This is a genomic window from Mucilaginibacter dorajii (genome assembly GCF_024808255.1).
Classification (GTDB): Bacteria; Bacteroidota; Bacteroidia; order Sphingobacteriales; family Sphingobacteriaceae; genus Mucilaginibacter; species Mucilaginibacter dorajii.
On sequence record NZ_JANTYS010000004.1, the window covers coordinates 283,776 to 299,787 of the forward strand.

Here is a 16,012-nt window from a genome sequence, read left to right on the forward strand (position 1 = left end):
AAATGAAAATAGGAGCGGGATAGATTTTACAAACATGTTGAGCAACGTAACAGAAATTTACTGAAGTTTGTCGCGGTTACTAACGTGCGCTTATTTGAGCGGAATTATTTAAATAAAATTACACAAGTGGCTAAGGGTAAAGTTCCATTTGCGTGACTTAACAGCGTTACCGTATTATGTTATGCCGGTAAACCGGTTACTCATTAAATTTTACTAAATGCCTAAAACTCGCAAAGCGTTCCTGCTCATCTACATCACCTCGTTATCTTTACTCTTTTGCCCGGCGCTTTTTGCCCAGAATAATTTAAATAAGGAAATTATTCTTGCTGATATTAAACAGCAACCTATTGGCAAGGTGCTTGATAAAATATCAAACAATGGCAGTTTCAGTTTTGCCTATAATAATAAAACAGTACCGGCAGATAGCCTGGTATCTTTACCTGCTTATCGGGGTTCGTTGTTTAGCCTGCTTGATAGGTTGCTGGGCAGTAATTATGAATTTAAAGAGGTAGCCGGCTATGTAGTGCTCCGGCACGCCCCAAACAGGCTTTTTATTACCGCCGAGGTTAATATGCTCGGCCCCAATGAAGGCATCATAAAAGGCTACGTAAGCGACGACCGAAACCATACCCGGATAGATCATGCGAGTGTTTACGAAAAAAACCTGCTGGTTTCGGCAATAACAGATAAGCAGGGATATTTTGAACTTAAGCTTAAGGGTTTTACCGGCGCTGTTGTTTTAACGGTGAGTAAAGAAAGTTATCGTGATACTTCGCTGTTTATGCTAAACGAGGTTCATGTTTATTCCCGTACGGACGAAAAAAAATACCAGTATTATCCGGAGGAGGCTGGCAAGTCGGTTGAATCTAACCGCTTCGCCCGTTTTTTTATCAGCTCCAAACAATTGATGCAAGGCATAAACCTTGGCAATTATTTTGCCGCAAGTCCTTACCAAATCTCACTTACACCCGGGCTAAGTTCGCATGGTATGTTTAACAGCCAGGTAATTGATCATTTTTCACTCAATTTATTGGGTGGCTATACTGCCGGCATCAACGGATTTGAATTTGCGGGGCTATTTAATATCAACCGTAAAAACATGAGATATTTTCAGGCCGCCGGAATTTTCAATATGGTTGGCGGCCAGGTAAGCGGTTTTCAAGCCGCGGGTATTTTCAACAACGTACTGCAAAGCACATCGGGAGTACAACTTGGCGGTTTTGCCAATATCAATGGGGAAGCCAATGGCCTGCAAGTGGCTGGGCTGGTTAACCAAACCAAAGGGTTAAACACCGGGCTGCAATTGAGCGGTTTATTGAATGTGGCAGCCGAAACAAAGGGGCTTCAACTGGCGGGCCTGGCAAACTGGTCGTCGGGACAAACGGGATGGCAATTCGCAAGCATTGCTAATGTGGCGAAAAAGGTAAAAGGCCTGCAGATTGCTACGCTTGTAAACATTGCCGATAGTAGTGATTATCCCATTGGCCTGGTCAATTTTATCCGCAACGGCGAAAAAAGCCTTGCTGTAAGTACCGATGAATCGCTGTTCACTCATGTCGACTTCAGATCGGGCGGCCGTGTGCTTTATGGTGTGATAGGCCTTGGGTTTAAGTTTGATGCCCAGCCCACCTATGCCGCTAATTTCGGCTTGGGGATTCACATCATCCCCCGGCAGCGGTTTTCTTTAGATGGGGAATATTTTAGTCAGCTTGTTTTTAACGACCGGAAAATGCTGTACCAGGTTGGTGGCCTGAGACTTTTACCAGGTTACAAATTTACCCGTTGTTTAAGGGTTTTCGCTGGTCCATCCCTGCAGGGAATATATGCCGACCAGGCTTCTGATGCAACCGTTAACGGATGGGTGCTTAGCCGGCATAGTAACGGAAGCGGTTCAACAGTTTTTGATATCGGTTTTACCGGTGGGTTACAGTATTTATGGTGATTACTTGTTTATTGAATTGAAAACCCATTGCCTGTTTGCACAATATGTAATGATGGTGTGGTGTCTTTGATTACGTTCAAAATAGTGGCCAGAGAATCCTCCCGTTTAATGGTAACGGTGATGGGCTCATTAAGCAGGGATTGGTTTGCTATAATTATGTTTGAACCATAAGCTTCGTTCACAACTTCAATCAGCCTCCAAAGCGGTGTATTAACAGCCACGAATTGATTGGTACGATAGTAATTATATAACATATCCGTACTTTTTTGAACGGACAATTGCTTGTCGCCGGGCTTGATAACAACCATTTCATTGGCGTTAAGTTTAACCGCGCCCGATGTATGGCTTACCTGCACAATTCCGCTTTCTACAACTATTTCTGTACGATGATGCGTGCCGTTTATATTAAACGTAGTTCCGATATCCTTGATTAAAATGCCATTTGTTGTTACGGTGAATGGTGCCTGCTCATTGTGTTTTACTTCAAAAAAAGCTTCGCCTGTTAGGGTCACAGCCCGGTGCGATCCGAAATCTGCGGCATAGATTAAAACGGAGTTTTTATTAATGTAGATGACAGAGCCATCCGGAAGTGTTACGGTCTTTACATTATTGGCTGTACGGATGCTTACGGTATTCCCTGCATTGTCAGTGCTGGTTTTCAACACATAAGATATCAACCATCCTGCGCCTGCAAAAATGGTAACCGCAGCCGCTATCCTAAGCCAACTTGCAGCAGGGTACATCTTTCTAACTTTTGCGTCCTCCGGTTGTCTTTCGGTGCGTAGCTGTTTAAATTTATCCCATGCCTGTGTTTCTGTTAAAGGGCTAACGGGGGTAAGCCGCTTGCCCGATTCAAAGATCATTTTCATCCCTTCCAGTTGCCTGGCGTTGGCTTCATTTTGGGCAATCCAGTTGTTAACAGCCTGTTCTTCGCCGGCAGTGGCCTCTTTCAGTATATATCTGATCAGTAGCTCTTCGCTTACTTCCTGTTTCATGATCGGAACATATTTAATAACATAACAATAAAAAATGGTAAAAACTCTTTCAATTCTGTTCTCAGTATCCGCAGTGCTTTGCTCATATGGGTTTCTACTGTTTTAACCGAAATATCCAGGTGATCGGCTATCTCCTTATATTTTAATTCTTCAAATCGGCTAAGCTGGAACACTTCGCGGCACTTATCCGGCAATTTGTGAAGCGCGGTATCCAGGTGCCTTTCCAACTCGCTTAAATTTAGTTTGCCCGCGGCATCGTCTGTTTCGTTTTTCATTGAATTTGCCGTAAAGTTTTCATACTTAACCGCTACTTTTTGCCGCCGGAGATAATTAAGACTATCGTAATAAACCGATTTGTACAGGTAAGACTTTACAGCCGCGACAGCCTGCCATTTGTTACTTTCCCAAAGTTGAAGAAATAAGCACTGCACAATTTCTTCTGCTGTATCCCAGTCCTTCAATAAGGTATAAGCGTAAGCATGCAGTTGCCTGAAATGGGCTTTGAAAAGCTGTTCAAAAATAACCTCATCCTTATCGGTAGGCATGGCCGTTATAATCTGATTGTCCATCCGCGGCTATAAAGTTCGGCAGTGTAAAAATGATTGCATTTAATGAGGGTTTTTTTAATGAAGATAACCGCCCGAAGCAGTTACCTTCATGTCAAATTTAGCTATTGAAATTTAAAACCTACCCCAAGACTAAAGATATTGGCCTTTTGCCCAAGTGTTTTGTTTAGGTTGCTAAGACCAAGGCTATACCGGGCGTCAATGGTGAGGCTGCCAATATCGACGCCGGCATTGATCACATTTCCAACACTTAGTTTCTTGTAGCTGGAGCCTGCGGGTGCTACCGGCTTGTTGAGGTTGTAGTAAAGATCGGGGCCTGCAGAAACACGTACATTCATATCTGCCGTATTCAGTACCTTATAACCTATCATTAAAGGCACATTGATTTGCCTGAATTTAGCGTTATAAGAAGCTGAGTTGAAGTTGTATTTGTCGCTAAACGTAACATAATTTACTTCGGGCTGAAAAAACCATGTTTTACCTACCCTGGCAAATACGCCTGCAATAAAGCCGTTTTGCCAGACTTATCGGTAACCGCATTTAGTCCTGTTCTTAAGGTGGAAACATTTGCCCCGGCCTTAATCCCGATCTCGACATCGGAGGTTTGGGCTTTGGCAGCGTTGATACTTAAAGCCAGCAGCACAGCCGGCACAATGAATTTAATTGATTTCATGGATGTTCTTGTTATGATTAATTGATGTTGTGTATAAATAAGATCACTGCGTAAAAAAAGCAGGCATTGATAGTTATTAAAATGCCACTTGTATCCCTGCTGTATAGCCAAAAGTGAGCGCGTCAAGGCTGCGGTTGTTATTGGAGTACCAGCTGGAAATTCGGTTTTTGGTGAGGTTGATACCTTCTGGGTTATTGGTATATACAAAATTTAACGACGGCCCGCCAAACAACTCAATGGAATGCGACAGCTTAAGCGCCGGTAATAACCTGGCCGATGCTTTCAAATAATCACCCTTTTTGAAGCTGTTAAGACCGCCGGCTACAATTTCGGTACTCAGGCGAAAAGATTTTGCCGTGTATATGTGAAGCCCAAGGCCAGTTTCATAAGCATATTTTGCTTTGTTATTGTGCAGGTTGTAGCCAGTTCCAAGTATGCCGTAAAGCCATTTGCCGCCCGAACGAAAAGTGAGCATCAGGGTTTGATTTTCATCAATAGTTAAGCCGAAGCTTTTCTCTCCGTTTTTTGACAGGTTGATTACACCAATTTGCAGACCGGCCGTATCTGCAATGTTTAAAAACGAAAGTTGTATACCTTTAACAGTTTTTGCAACGTTTAAGAATCCCGAAATTTGTACCCCGCTGTTTTTATGGGCCACATTGGCGAAGCCGGCAATGGCAGTGCCTTTGCCATTTCCATAGGTGTTTAAAAATCCGGCTATCATGCTGCCTTTGGCATTGTTACCTATGTGATTGGAGAAGCCTGCAAGTTGAAGCCCATCTGCATCTTCCCTTACAATATTGGAAAACCCTGCCAGGCTCATACCTTTTTCAGAACGGGATACACCGGCTATCAGGTTCAGTGAAAATGTATTTGAATCTTTTGGGGCGTTTGTCCAGTTTGTGCTCAGGGGGTAAATAAGGCCCACATTTATTTTTGCCCGGCCCGTTCCCTGGGCATAAAGATGTTGACATGTACATGCTAACAGGAGCAATGTAAAAGCAATCATGGTTATTGCCCCTTTGTGCTGTTTGTAAATTCTGCGGTTCATTGTCTTCTATTTAATTTGTATTTGAAGCTATAGCCCGCAGTTTTCACTTTACCCTTACTCTTTGCAAAAAAAATCACGCGATTTTTGTTAGATAACATAATGCACCTGCCAGAACGGTGTCTTTTTAAGCCCAAGTGAAGGCCGGGAGGTTCGTTGTATTTTAAAGCCAATTATATTCCTGTTTAACAGCGCAATTGGGCAATCATCTGATCTTTTATCCTTGCACTGTTTTTATTGGTGTGTAAAACACGAGTATTTTGGTTTAGGTGTGACAATTTGGAAACAGGCTCATATTGCCACTGCTTGTGGAGCTACGGCAGTTTAGCTACAGTTTTATAAAATAATAACAGTTGGGTTTAATTAAGTCTGAATTATGTATAACAAACTGTATAATAGGTAGTTGTTTTGAGCTTGTATATTGTGGTGTAGAATAATGAGATATCTGTTGGGTACTTCATTAGTTAATAAGTTTAATCAAAAGTCCCTAAACAGCGAGTGTAACGGGACTTTGTTTTTACGAGAGATTCGTTATTTAATTAGGGGAAGTCCCGGAGCAGCGAGTGCAACGGGACTTTAATTTAAAATCTGTCGCTCAGTGCTATTCGCGCATTCATTTTCGTTGGTAGGGATAGTTGTTTGATGGTGGGGATTTAGAGCCGTTTTCAGTATAAAAAAGCCCCTTAGAATTAACTAAGGGACTTTGAAAGGGGGGGTGACTTTACAAATCTCGAACTATTTCTTGTCTGATTTGTGTTTAATCGAAGATTTGGACTTATAACCTTTTTGGTTCAAATCGTAAATGTGGCAGATTTTTAATACTACCTTTTATAACTGGTAGAAGGCTTACCTGTATTATTTCTGCAACTCCTGCAAACGCGATTTAATTTCATTTGACGTGGGGTTTAACTCGCTGGCCTTTTTGTACGAAGCGATAGCTTTTTGCTTTTCTCCTTTCATAGCATAAGCTGCACCCAAAGCCGCAAAGGCTTTTGAAGAAGACGGGTAATTAATTGTATTCATTTCCAGTAGCTTAATGCCATTGTTTAGGGTTGCCGGATTTTTTGCTAACCATTGTGCCCAGTCGTTGAAGTATGCTTCGTCAGGCAAAATCGGATACCCAAACCTTTGCGATAATCCTTTATAGTGTTTCATAATGATCTCAGGATCGACCTTTTCATCAGTTACCGGAGGAAGCGTCCATTGGTGATAGATAAATCGAAGTCCGTCATAGTAAGATTTAATAGGAACAGTCATATGACTCTCACTCGGATAGGGGATATATTCGAAATCTAATCCTTTGATGTTTCGCTTTTTGAGCAAGGAATCAAATTTTAAGACATTGGTATGAAATGGTGATCCAGGTGAAGATGAATCTTCATTGCCATCGCTAAAAAAAAGCGCTTTCGACAAAGTTAATCCTGCTTTTAATTTTTTATCTGCGAGCTTCAGAAGTAATTTCTGATCCCACCAGAAGGATGGGCTTACGGCAATGTATGCGTCGAACATATCCGGATAATTAATCAGGCAATTGATGGTTGTCAGGGCTCCGAATGAGTGTCCCGCAAAAATGCGGTAAGGTTGGGTTTTGTAATTTGAATTGACATAGGGTATGAGTTCTTTCTGAATGAATTGAAAAAAATGCTCATTTCCTCCGCTGTTCTTATACGGTGAATTAGCCGTGGTATCCGGTTTCCCAGAATAATCAGAGTTGCTGTGAGATGGAGTAAGGTCACGGTTACGGTCCGTATTTATTATTCCTACAACAATCAGTGGAGGCATAACAAATACATCTTGCCGGCTGAGGTATTTAGAATATTCTACCATCTGGGCGAAATGATTGTCGGCATCCAGAACATAGATCACCGGGTATTTTTTCTCAGGATTGGCAGTATCTTTCGGTGTGTAGATCAGTATTCTTCGATCTTCTTTAAGAATGTTTGAATGTATCGTTGCAACTTCTCCCTGATCGGGCTTAATTGGTTCTGCCTTTTGAGCATTTGCTTTAAATGAGCAAAAAAGCGGTATAATAAAAAATATGAATGTGAAATTCTTATTCAGGAAACCGGATTTCATATGATTTGGAATGGTGAATTCACTCCAATATAAGGTTTTTCCTGGCCACTTAATTTAAAAATTTAAAGAATTCCTCAATTCAGTGAATTCTCAACTGGTCTACGTTTATAACTTAGACCTAAAATATATTAAGCTTCCAGCTTATGGAAAGCTTTACTTTCAAATACAGTGGGATAATTGGTAATTGCCAATTTAACCTTAACTTTCAGTCGATATTTTCATTTGCTACAGTTGATATTTAGGGTGTTAAAAACCCTCTTTTTTGAAAAGTGTAGCAGGAAACGAAGTTTTAATTTAGGATTTAGTATTAGTGCGGACAGTTTTTCTGGTTACATTTACCCTAAATCTTATTCACATATTTAATGAAGAACGCTGCCCGATTTGCAACTATTGGTTTGCTTTTTGTCTCGAATTGTATTTACGCACAAAAACTATACGTCTGGTGTCCCAAAGATCAGTTAATCACCCCCGAGAAAGGATTTTCTTGAACATGATACTTTAGACGTCGTTATTTTCGATGGAAGGCTGCTGACGAAAAATTCCAAAATAGAATGTACTTCAGAAAACACAGTTAACCAATTAGCTGAATTTATTAAAGCAACATATCCTTCAGCTGTAGTTAGTTTATTGCCGTCAAGTACCTATTATAAAGACCCAATAAAAAACCACATAACTCTCAAAGTTGGAATTGCTGCATATCAAGCAGCTTTTGGAGCTGACATTAAGGTGGGAATCGGCAGTATTGGTGGTAGCTTTTCTTTCGGAGTTATCCCTGAAGGCAAATGGAATGCACTTACTGCGTACGCGTTAAAGGTCTATGATTATAGAGGGAACAAAGAGGACAAGCACACGAAAGATATTAGTAACATAGCATCTAAGCCGAATATGTTTGGGTATTCATCTGCCAAAAGTTGTCTTAATACCACATATATGGAGGCAAATCAAGAGATGTTATTTTTTATAGACGAGTCGCTTATGAAATAAGAGTAAAGATAGAATAGTGAGGAAATAATTATTCAGCAAAGTTAGGCGTGAGGTTGAACACATGGCAAGGAATTTCCGGCATAAACACAATCCCTCCGCACAACCTTACATTTATTCCGTTCCTCCTTGCATTTAGTTCAATCCATAAACCTGTAGATGCACCATAATTATTTATTCACTTAAACAGCAAGGATATGGAATCAAGACAGGAATTACAGGTAAATTTGAAAGCTAAACGATCCAAAGTGCGCCAAATCACCATTAAAACAAGCGAAATACAAATCAGAAAGCTGAAATTAGAATTATCACAGAAACTGTTAATTAACAATTAAATTTATTAAAAACTGCGTTTTTGGCTTGTAATGGCACTTTTACCCATAAAAAAAGCCCCTTAGAATTAACTAAGAGGCTTTGAAAGTGTGGTATCAGCTGGGATCGAACCAGCGACACAAGGATTTTCAGTCCTTTGCTCTACCGACTGAGCTATGATACCTCGTTTTCGGGAGTGCAAATGTAGCTTTCTTTTTCGGTTATGAAAATTATTTTTTCAAAAAAAGCTTAATTTTTTCTGATGGATGCACCTGTTTTAAACAATCTGTCAATAAATCAATTACTTAGCTGTAATATTTTTTTTAGCTTACAATTTTTTTTTCGGTGTCAACAATTCATTTAACTTTGAAATAAATACTATGCACGCATAATGATTGCACAGGCTATATTTATTATCATTTTAGGAGCGGCAATTTACCTGTTTACCAAAAACGCAGGTAAAATAAGGCGCAACATATTGTTGGGGAAGGATGTTGACAGAACAGATCAGCCCGCCCTGCGCTGGAAAACTATGGCCAAAGTTGCTTTAGGGCAAAGCAAAATGGTAAAACGCCCGGTTGCTGCCGTAATGCACTTTTTTATTTATGTTGGGTTTATCATCATCAACCTGGAAGTATTGGAGATCATGATAGATGGAGTATTTGGCTCGCATCGTGTTTTTTCGGCTCCGCTGGGTAATTTATACGGACTGCTGATTGGTAGTTTTGAGGTATTAGCTCTTTTGGTGCTCATTGCCTGTGTTGTTTTCTTATGCCGACGTAACATTGTCCGTTTAAAGCGCTTTTCGGGCACCGAGATGACCCAATGGCCAAAATCTGATGCTAACTATATTCTTTGTATAGAAATACTGCTCATGACCGCCTTTTTAACCATGAACGCGGCCGACTATAAATTACAGCTTTTACATTTTGAGCATTACGTTAAAGCAGGCAGTTTTCCGGTAAGTTCATTTATCGCCCCAATACTGCCAGGTGGAGCACGCGCATTAATAATGTTGGAGCGTGGTTGCTGGTGGTTTCACATCATCGGGATACTGGCATTTTTAAACTACCTGCCATATTCCAAGCATTTTCACATCCTGCTGGCTTTTCCTAATGTTTATTATTCCAATTTAAATCCTAAGGGAAAATTCACCAATATGGCATCGGTAACCAATGAGGTAAAGGCGATGCTTGATCCTTCTTTTGTACCCGAAAATACCGGCGAGCCAGCGCGGTTTGGTGTTAAAGATGTAACTGATCTTACCTGGAAAAACCTGATGGAAGCTTATACCTGTACCGAGTGCGGGAGGTGTACATCGGTATGCCCGGCAAATATTACGGGTAAGCTGCTATCGCCACGCAAAATTATGATGGATACCCGGGATAGGATCACCGAAGTAGGCAACAACTTAGATAAGCATGGCAAGGATTATGACGATGCCAAAACTTTGCTGGATAACTACATTACGCGCGAAGAATTGTGGGCCTGTACCTCCTGTAATGCCTGTGTAGAAGCCTGCCCGGTTAATATTAACCCTTTAGAGATCATAACCGAAATGCGCAGGTACGCGGTAATGGAAGAATCACAGGCCCCGGCCAGCCTGAATAATATGTTTGGCAATGTTGAAAATAACGGAGCCCCCTGGAAATACAGCCAGGCAGATAGATTGAACTGGGCAAATAATGAATAAGCCTGTGGGCTGTTTAGAAAAATATAATAGAATGTCACAAGATACTGCCGCGATAGAATTGAAATATCAGCTATTTGTAGAACGGGTAGCCGCAACAAAACTGGTGTGGGCGCTTACGAGCAAACAAGGTTGGGCCAATTCGCACGCTCAGCACGATGAAGAGGTTGGAGTAGTCCCGTTTTGGTCAGACCGAGCCCTGGCTAAGATTTGTGCCCGGGATGATTGGCGCAGTTTTACGCCGACTGAAATACCTTTAGCCGAATTTTTAGAGAACTGGTGTGTAGGTATGGCCGAAAACGGAACGTTAGCCGGTATCAACTGGGATGCAACGATGATTGGTAAAGAAGCTGATACATTAAACGTTGCGCTTGATATCCTGAACAGGTTAAGCGCCATCAATTCAGCAATTACTTTTAAAAACTACAGTAGTATCAACGAGTTTATAACAGAGATTAGCGAACCGTTTGATTAAATTATAAAGCAAAGCTTAAACAATGGACCTAAAAATCCCCACTATGGCCGAACTGGCCGCTGAAGGTAAAGAACCCGAAATATTGTTCTGGGTTGGCTGCGCAGGTAGTTTTGACGAGCGGGCACAGAAGATTACCCGCGATATCTGTAAGATACTGCAGCACGTAGGTATCAGCTACGCTGTTTTGGGTACCGAGGAGAGCTGCACCGGGGATCCGGCAAAACGTGCAGGCAATGAGTTTCTGTTCCAGATGATGGCCATGAACAATATTGCTGTACTGGATGGGTATAACATAAAAAAGATAGTTACCGGCTGCCCGCATTGTTTTAATACCATTAAAAACGAATATCCGGGCCTTGGTGGTAACTACGAAGTGATTCACCACTCGCAGCTTATTCAGCAGCTTATTGACGAGGGAAAACTAAAGGCCGAAGGCGGTGAAAGTTTTAAAGGGAAAAAGATCACCTTTCATGACCCCTGCTATCTTGGTCGCGGTAACAGCGTTTACGAGGCCCCACGCGCCGCTTTAGAGATTTTGGATGCCGAGCTTGTTGAAATGAAAAGGTGCCGCTCAAGCGGCCTGTGCTGCGGTGCTGGCGGCGGCCAGATGTTTAAAGAACCCGAGGCCGGTAGAAAAGACATCAACATAGAACGGATAGAGGATGTGATAGAGAGTAAGGCACAAGTGGTAGCTTCGGCCTGCCCGTTTTGCATGACCATGCTGACCGATGGCGTAAAACATCAAAATAAAGAACAGGAGATAAAGGTGCTGGATATTGCCGAAATTACGGTGAGGGCAAATGGCTTATAATCCTTTTGCTTTAAAATAGTTCAACGCGTTTTTCAGACTGTCCAACCGCGCCGGGTTCATGTTTCTTACCGGTAGTTCAAATGAGGTAGCCATAGAGTCAAGATCGCCCTTTGGATCGTCGTAGGTTTGCACAATAATATCGTCGGCGATGGTGCTGAATTTAAGGGTACCGGTAGTGTCGCTACCCAGGTATTCGATGTTATTTAACCGGTGTAAGTTGAACGAAAAATATTCCTGGTTACCATGTTGATAAGTTTTCCTTAAACGTAAAAAATAATCGTTGGTGAGGTTAAGTTCCCATTTTTTTAGTTTGGCATCAACAGGTGGGGCATATGATTCAAACAGGCATTTGTTACTCCAGCTAAGCCACTGAACCTCATCAAAACCAGGCCCGAAGCCGTAAATTAAGCCGCTACAGCCCAATAGTGCCAAAATGAGGATCGTTTTTTTAATTGATGGCATAAGTGATGTTTTCATGACAACAAATTGTTACCCTAAGTTAATAAATTGATATTTTTGTAAATGGAATTTTCTCAACACTCAAGAGTTTGGATCTATCAATCGGACAGGAAATTGACCGATCAGGAAGTACAACAAATTCAATCGGCGCTAAATAATTTTACCACCGGATGGACGGCTCATAACAACCAGCTACAGGCAAAGGGAGAGGTGCGGTATAACCGGTTTTTAGTACTGATTGTTGACGAAAGCCAGGCAGGAGCAACTGGTTGTTCCATAGATAAATCAGTTCATTTTATGAAGGAGATTGAGCAGCATTTCAGTATCAACCTGTTTGATAGGTTTAACCTGGCCTATCGTGAAGGTGAGGAGGTATTATCACAGCCGCGCCATGCCTTTGAAGACTTATTGAAACAAGGCAAAATAAACACCGAAACCATTGTATACAACAATATGGTGCAAAACTTAAGTGAACTGGAAAGCAAGTGGGAAGTGCCGTTTAAAAACAGCTGGCATATACAGTTATTCAGGGATTTGGTTAATGCCTGAGATTAATAAGGCTTGTTCAACTTTGTAGATAACCTAATTGTTTCTAAATTTATTTTATGGAACAATATGATAACAGGGTAGATGCCTTTATTGAAAAGGCTCCTGAATTTGCGAAACCCATCCTCGAATACATCAGAGAACTTGTTCATGAAACATCACCGTTGTTGATGGAGACAGTGAAATGGGGTTTTCCTTTTTTTGACTATAAAGGACCTGTTTGCCAGATGGCGGCTTTTAAAGAGCACTGCTCGTTCGGTTTTTGGAAAGCAACCTTATTAAATGATCCCCATAACGCGTTAAGTATTGGTGACGGCGCTGCCGGCAGTTTTGGCCGGATAGCCAAAGTAGAAGACCTCCCATCCAAAGAAATCTTACAGGATTTTATTCGCCAGGCTATTGCCTTAAATGAAAGCGGCAAAAAAACACCAGCGGCAGAAAGAAAAGCGACGGCTCCTAAGGCCGAACTGGTTATCCCTGATTACTTCACAGCGTTTTTAAAGGCTTATCCCAACGCCAGCCTTAACTTCGATAGATCAAGCTATTCGCATAAAAAAGAATACGTGCAGTGGATTGTAGATGCCAAAACTGATGCTACCCGTCAAAAGCGGATGGAAACCGCCGCAGAATGGATTGCTGAGGGCAAATCAAGGCATTGGAAATATAAATAGGTTAGAGAGTGGTTGATTGAGTTAGATTAGGTTGAATTGAGTTGATAAGAATAACCAACTGATTGGTTAGCTTTTTATTTCTGCCAAAAGAGAATGGAAAATATCCCCGAAACCCATCTTGATTTTGTGCATTAATAAAAATTGAATCTTTGTGAAATAAAACAGCCATTTTACTTCCTACCAACCACGATCCTGCTTTATGTGCCGTAATAAACTGGGCGTTCGATCTGAAAACCTGCCAGCCAGTTTGTTTTAACTCAAATTCAATCAGCTTCCTTAAGTCTGTAGTCGAACCCTGAAAGTTTACTATGATAAGTTTATCGTTACTCCGGGTATAGTAAATCCAGATTATCAGAAATACAACGGCCCCCAAGAAGCTTAAAATGGATATAATGTTGATGCTTGTTAGTACAAATGCAATAGCAACCACGATAGATATTAAAGGAAACATGATTAAACCGGAATAGCGGTTTAAAAAGCCATTATCCTCCCATTTAATTTTTAGGCTGGCTATTGATCTTTTAAAATCTATCTTTTCAAACATAATCCGTAATTAATACTCCGGCTTCTAAAAATCCAATGGTCCCAGTCTTTTCATATTCTTCATGATCAAATACTGTCTGTGTTTTAAATATTGGGTAGGATTGGTTGCCGACCATCTGAGCGGACTTGGGAAGATTACCGCTATCGCAGCTGCTTCATGCTTGGTAAGATCAGAGGCCGGTTTATGAAAATACGCTTGCGATGCCGCTTCAATGCCATAAATACCATCGCCCATTTCAATCTCGTTGAGGTAAATCTCCATAATGCGCTTTTTGCTCCAAAAAACTTCTATCAGCACGGTGAAGTAAGCTTCGACACCTTTTCGTAACAAAGAACGCTCTTCCCAAAGAAAAACGTTTTTGGCAACCTGCTGTGATATGGTACTGCCACCTATCAGTTTTTTGCTATGCGAGTTTTTTTCGATAGCTTTTTCTATCGCATGGAAATCGAAACCGTGATGCTCTAAAAAAGTCTGATCTTCTGCAGCTACCGCCGCGCGTTTCATATTGTCAGATATGTCATCAAAGCTTTTCCAGTGCTTATCTATTTTCCAATCTTTACCACGGGCTTTTTGCTGAAACCCACGCTCAATCATTAGCCAGGTAAACGGCGGGGGAACAAAACGGTACAGGAGCACGCCAAATAAACTAAGACCAAAAAATAAAATAAAAGTCAGTTTAACTATCCTTAAAGCCAACCTGATAATGCCGCTGAATTTGCCACCTTTTTTTCTTGAATTTGAACTTTTGGTATTTGAGTTCTTAGTTGTATGCATTTAAATTACCGGGTATGCTGACGTTAATATTACCGCTATAAAAAAAGGTGCTTTGCAAATGCAAAACACCTCTAAATTCTATATTTAAAATTTAAATCCGAAATCGGAAATCCGACTTCCGAAATAAATAATTACTCAGCTACTACTGAGAAAGGAACTTGTACCTTAACTTCTTTGTGCAGGTTAACGTTTGCGATGTAATCACCAACAAACTTAGGCTCCTGGTCAAAAGTGATACGACGACGATCAACATCAAAACCTTCTTTTTTCAACGCATCAGCAATTTGGATGGTATTGATGGCACCGAAGATTTTTCCGCTTTCACCGGCTTTAGCGCCAATGTTAAGTTTAACACCTTCTAAACGTGCAGCAATCGCATCGGCATCCTTGCGGATTTTTTCTTGTTTAAACTGAGCTTGTTTCAAGTTTTCAGCTAAAACTTTTCGTGCGCTTGGAGTAGCTAATATGGCGTAGCCTTTAGGTAAAAGGTAGTTACGGCCATACCCTGGTTTAACGTTTACTACATCGTCTTTATCACCCAGGTTTTTTACATCTTGTTTTAAAATAACTTCCATTTCTTAAATCTCCTATTATTTTAATGAATCTGTAACGTAAGGTAATAAACCAATGTGGCGTGCACGTTTAACAGCTTGAGCCACTTTACGCTGAAATTTCAATGAAGTACCGGTTAAACGACGTGGTAATACTTTACCCTGATCGTTAATGAACTTCAACAAAAAGTTAGCGTCTTTGTAATCGATATACTTAATACCATTCTTTTTGAAACGGCAGTATTTTTTACGGTTATCCTCCACTTTTGGAGCGGTAACGTATTTAATTTGTTCGTTTGCCATTAGTTTGCTGCCTCCTCTGTTGCTTTAGGTTTTTTGTTAAAAGCACCGCTGCGTTTTTTGTCATTGTAAGCAATGGCATGTTTATCCAAAGCAATGGTAAGGAAACGCAAAACACGCTCATCGCGCCTTAACTCAACCTCCAATTTGTTAATTAATTCACCTGGAGCCTTAAATTCAGTTAAGTGATAGTACCCTGTAGTTTTCTTTTGAATAGGGTACGCTAATTTTCTCAAACCCCAATTATCCTCCTGGACAATTTCGGCTCCGCCATCAGTTAAAATTTTGCTGAATTTGGCGTTGGCCTCTGCAGCAACCTCTACTGATAACAACGGGGTTAGAACGATCACGATTTCGTACTGTTGCATTATTATACTTTGATTTTTAATTAATTACCCCGCTATTACGGGGCTGCAAATGTAGCGATAATATTTGAAAATAAAAATTCTGATTCCATTAAAAATTAAGGACGCATTGGGGAGGGGCGCTATCTAATAGATACTGTGAAAATTTCACAGTATTGATACATTTTTTTCACAATAGTTAAAGTGTTGTAAATGTGGAACTTTTGGTGAAAGTTAATTCTGTATATTTATTG

Annotated in this window: 18 protein-coding genes and 1 tRNA gene; 6 read left to right on the plus strand and 13 right to left on the minus strand. The window is 40.9% G+C overall.

Annotation, left to right across the window (positions count from 1 at the left end; translation table 11 throughout):
• The first annotated feature begins 217 nt into the window (after nucleotides 1-217).
• Nucleotides 218-1,942: a peptidase associated/transthyretin-like domain-containing protein gene (locus FHS10_RS07415; protein WP_259089066.1), complete on the plus strand. Its 1,725-nt coding sequence runs from the start codon at nucleotides 218-220 to the stop codon at nucleotides 1,940-1,942.
• An 8-nt stretch (nucleotides 1,943-1,950) separates the two neighbouring features.
• On the opposite strand, the gene FHS10_RS07420 is transcribed toward FHS10_RS07415, so the two are convergent.
• From FHS10_RS07420 to FHS10_RS07450, 7 genes are all read right to left on the minus strand, one after another.
• Nucleotides 1,951-2,937 carry a FecR domain-containing protein gene (locus FHS10_RS07420; RefSeq protein WP_259089067.1) on the minus strand — a complete coding sequence of 329 codons (987 nt, stop codon included), beginning with the start codon at nucleotides 2,935-2,937 and terminating at the stop codon, nucleotides 1,951-1,953.
• Nucleotides 2,934-3,506, minus strand: coding sequence for an RNA polymerase sigma-70 factor (locus FHS10_RS07425; RefSeq protein ID WP_259089068.1), 573 nt, complete (start codon nucleotides 3,504-3,506; stop codon nucleotides 2,934-2,936). The genes FHS10_RS07420 and FHS10_RS07425 overlap by 4 nt, the downstream gene beginning before the upstream one ends.
• A 101-nt stretch (nucleotides 3,507-3,607) precedes the next feature.
• Nucleotides 3,608-4,009 carry a porin family protein gene (locus FHS10_RS07430; RefSeq protein WP_259089185.1) on the minus strand — a complete coding sequence of 134 codons (402 nt, stop codon included), beginning with the start codon at nucleotides 4,007-4,009 and terminating at the stop codon, nucleotides 3,608-3,610.
• Nucleotides 3,985-4,176, minus strand: coding sequence for a hypothetical protein (locus FHS10_RS07435; protein WP_259089069.1), 192 nt, complete (start codon nucleotides 4,174-4,176; stop codon nucleotides 3,985-3,987). The genes FHS10_RS07430 and FHS10_RS07435 overlap by 25 nt, the downstream gene beginning before the upstream one ends.
• Before the next feature lie 76 nt (nucleotides 4,177-4,252).
• On the minus strand, nucleotides 4,253-5,227 hold the full coding sequence (locus FHS10_RS07440; protein ID WP_259089070.1) for a hypothetical protein: 975 nt from the start codon (nucleotides 5,225-5,227) through the stop codon (nucleotides 4,253-4,255).
• Between the two features lie 852 nt (nucleotides 5,228-6,079).
• Nucleotides 6,080-7,300, minus strand: coding sequence for an alpha/beta hydrolase (locus FHS10_RS07445; RefSeq protein WP_259089071.1), 1,221 nt, complete (start codon nucleotides 7,298-7,300; stop codon nucleotides 6,080-6,082).
• Nucleotides 7,301-8,704: 1,404 nt separating this feature from the next.
• Nucleotides 8,705-8,777 (minus strand) — tRNA-Phe (locus FHS10_RS07450).
• A 207-nt stretch (nucleotides 8,778-8,984) separates the two neighbouring features.
• On the opposite strand from FHS10_RS07450, the gene FHS10_RS07455 reads away from it, so the two are divergent.
• The 3 genes from FHS10_RS07455 to FHS10_RS07465 are packed head-to-tail and all read left to right on the plus strand — an operon-like array spanning nucleotide 8,985 to nucleotide 11,569.
• The gene (locus tag FHS10_RS07455; RefSeq protein WP_259089072.1) at nucleotides 8,985-10,286 is read left to right on the plus strand and encodes a 4Fe-4S dicluster domain-containing protein; all 1,302 of its coding nucleotides are present in this window, start codon (nucleotides 8,985-8,987) and stop codon (nucleotides 10,284-10,286) included.
• A gap of 31 nt (nucleotides 10,287-10,317) precedes the next feature.
• Nucleotides 10,318-10,758: a DUF2750 domain-containing protein gene (locus tag FHS10_RS07460; RefSeq protein ID WP_259089073.1), complete on the plus strand. Its 441-nt coding sequence runs from the start codon at nucleotides 10,318-10,320 to the stop codon at nucleotides 10,756-10,758.
• A 22-nt stretch (nucleotides 10,759-10,780) separates the two neighbouring features.
• Nucleotides 10,781-11,569 (plus strand): (Fe-S)-binding protein, encoded by a 789-nt coding sequence (locus FHS10_RS07465; RefSeq protein WP_259089074.1) that lies wholly within the window; start codon nucleotides 10,781-10,783, stop codon nucleotides 11,567-11,569.
• On the opposite strand, the gene FHS10_RS07470 is transcribed toward FHS10_RS07465, so the two are convergent.
• Nucleotides 11,564-12,046, minus strand: a complete 483-nt coding sequence (locus tag FHS10_RS07470; RefSeq protein WP_259089075.1) for a hypothetical protein — start codon at nucleotides 12,044-12,046, stop codon at nucleotides 11,564-11,566. The genes FHS10_RS07465 and FHS10_RS07470 overlap by 6 nt on opposite strands.
• 45 nt (nucleotides 12,047-12,091) lie before the next feature.
• On the opposite strand from FHS10_RS07470, the gene FHS10_RS07475 reads away from it, so the two are divergent.
• Nucleotides 12,092-12,577, plus strand: a complete 486-nt coding sequence (locus tag FHS10_RS07475) for an ABC transporter ATPase (protein WP_259089076.1) — start codon at nucleotides 12,092-12,094, stop codon at nucleotides 12,575-12,577.
• Between the two features lie 56 nt (nucleotides 12,578-12,633).
• Nucleotides 12,634-13,245 (plus strand): YdeI/OmpD-associated family protein, encoded by a 612-nt coding sequence (locus FHS10_RS07480; protein WP_259089077.1) that lies wholly within the window; start codon nucleotides 12,634-12,636, stop codon nucleotides 13,243-13,245.
• Between the two features lies 1 nt (nucleotide 13,246).
• On the opposite strand, the gene FHS10_RS07485 is transcribed toward FHS10_RS07480, so the two are convergent.
• From FHS10_RS07485 to rpsF, 5 genes are all read right to left on the minus strand, one after another.
• Nucleotides 13,247-13,789 (minus strand): hypothetical protein, encoded by a 543-nt coding sequence (locus FHS10_RS07485; RefSeq protein WP_259089078.1) that lies wholly within the window; start codon nucleotides 13,787-13,789, stop codon nucleotides 13,247-13,249.
• Nucleotides 13,790-13,813: 24 nt separating this feature from the next.
• A complete protein-coding gene (gene mtgA, locus FHS10_RS07490; protein ID WP_259089079.1) occupies nucleotides 13,814-14,563 on the minus strand; it encodes a monofunctional biosynthetic peptidoglycan transglycosylase in 750 nt (249 codons plus the stop codon).
• Nucleotides 14,564-14,694: 131 nt separating this feature from the next.
• Nucleotides 14,695-15,138 carry a 50S ribosomal protein L9 gene (gene rplI, locus FHS10_RS07495; protein WP_259089080.1) on the minus strand — a complete coding sequence of 148 codons (444 nt, stop codon included), beginning with the start codon at nucleotides 15,136-15,138 and terminating at the stop codon, nucleotides 14,695-14,697.
• Between the two features lie 15 nt (nucleotides 15,139-15,153).
• Complete coding sequence (gene rpsR, locus FHS10_RS07500) at nucleotides 15,154-15,417, minus strand: 30S ribosomal protein S18 (protein ID WP_022833472.1); 264 nt, start codon at nucleotides 15,415-15,417, stop codon at nucleotides 15,154-15,156.
• On the minus strand, nucleotides 15,417-15,782 hold the full coding sequence (rpsF, locus tag FHS10_RS07505; protein WP_259089081.1) for a 30S ribosomal protein S6: 366 nt from the start codon (nucleotides 15,780-15,782) through the stop codon (nucleotides 15,417-15,419). Before rpsF ends, rpsR begins: the two co-directional genes overlap by 1 nt.
• Nucleotides 15,783-16,012: the final 230 nt, after the last annotated feature.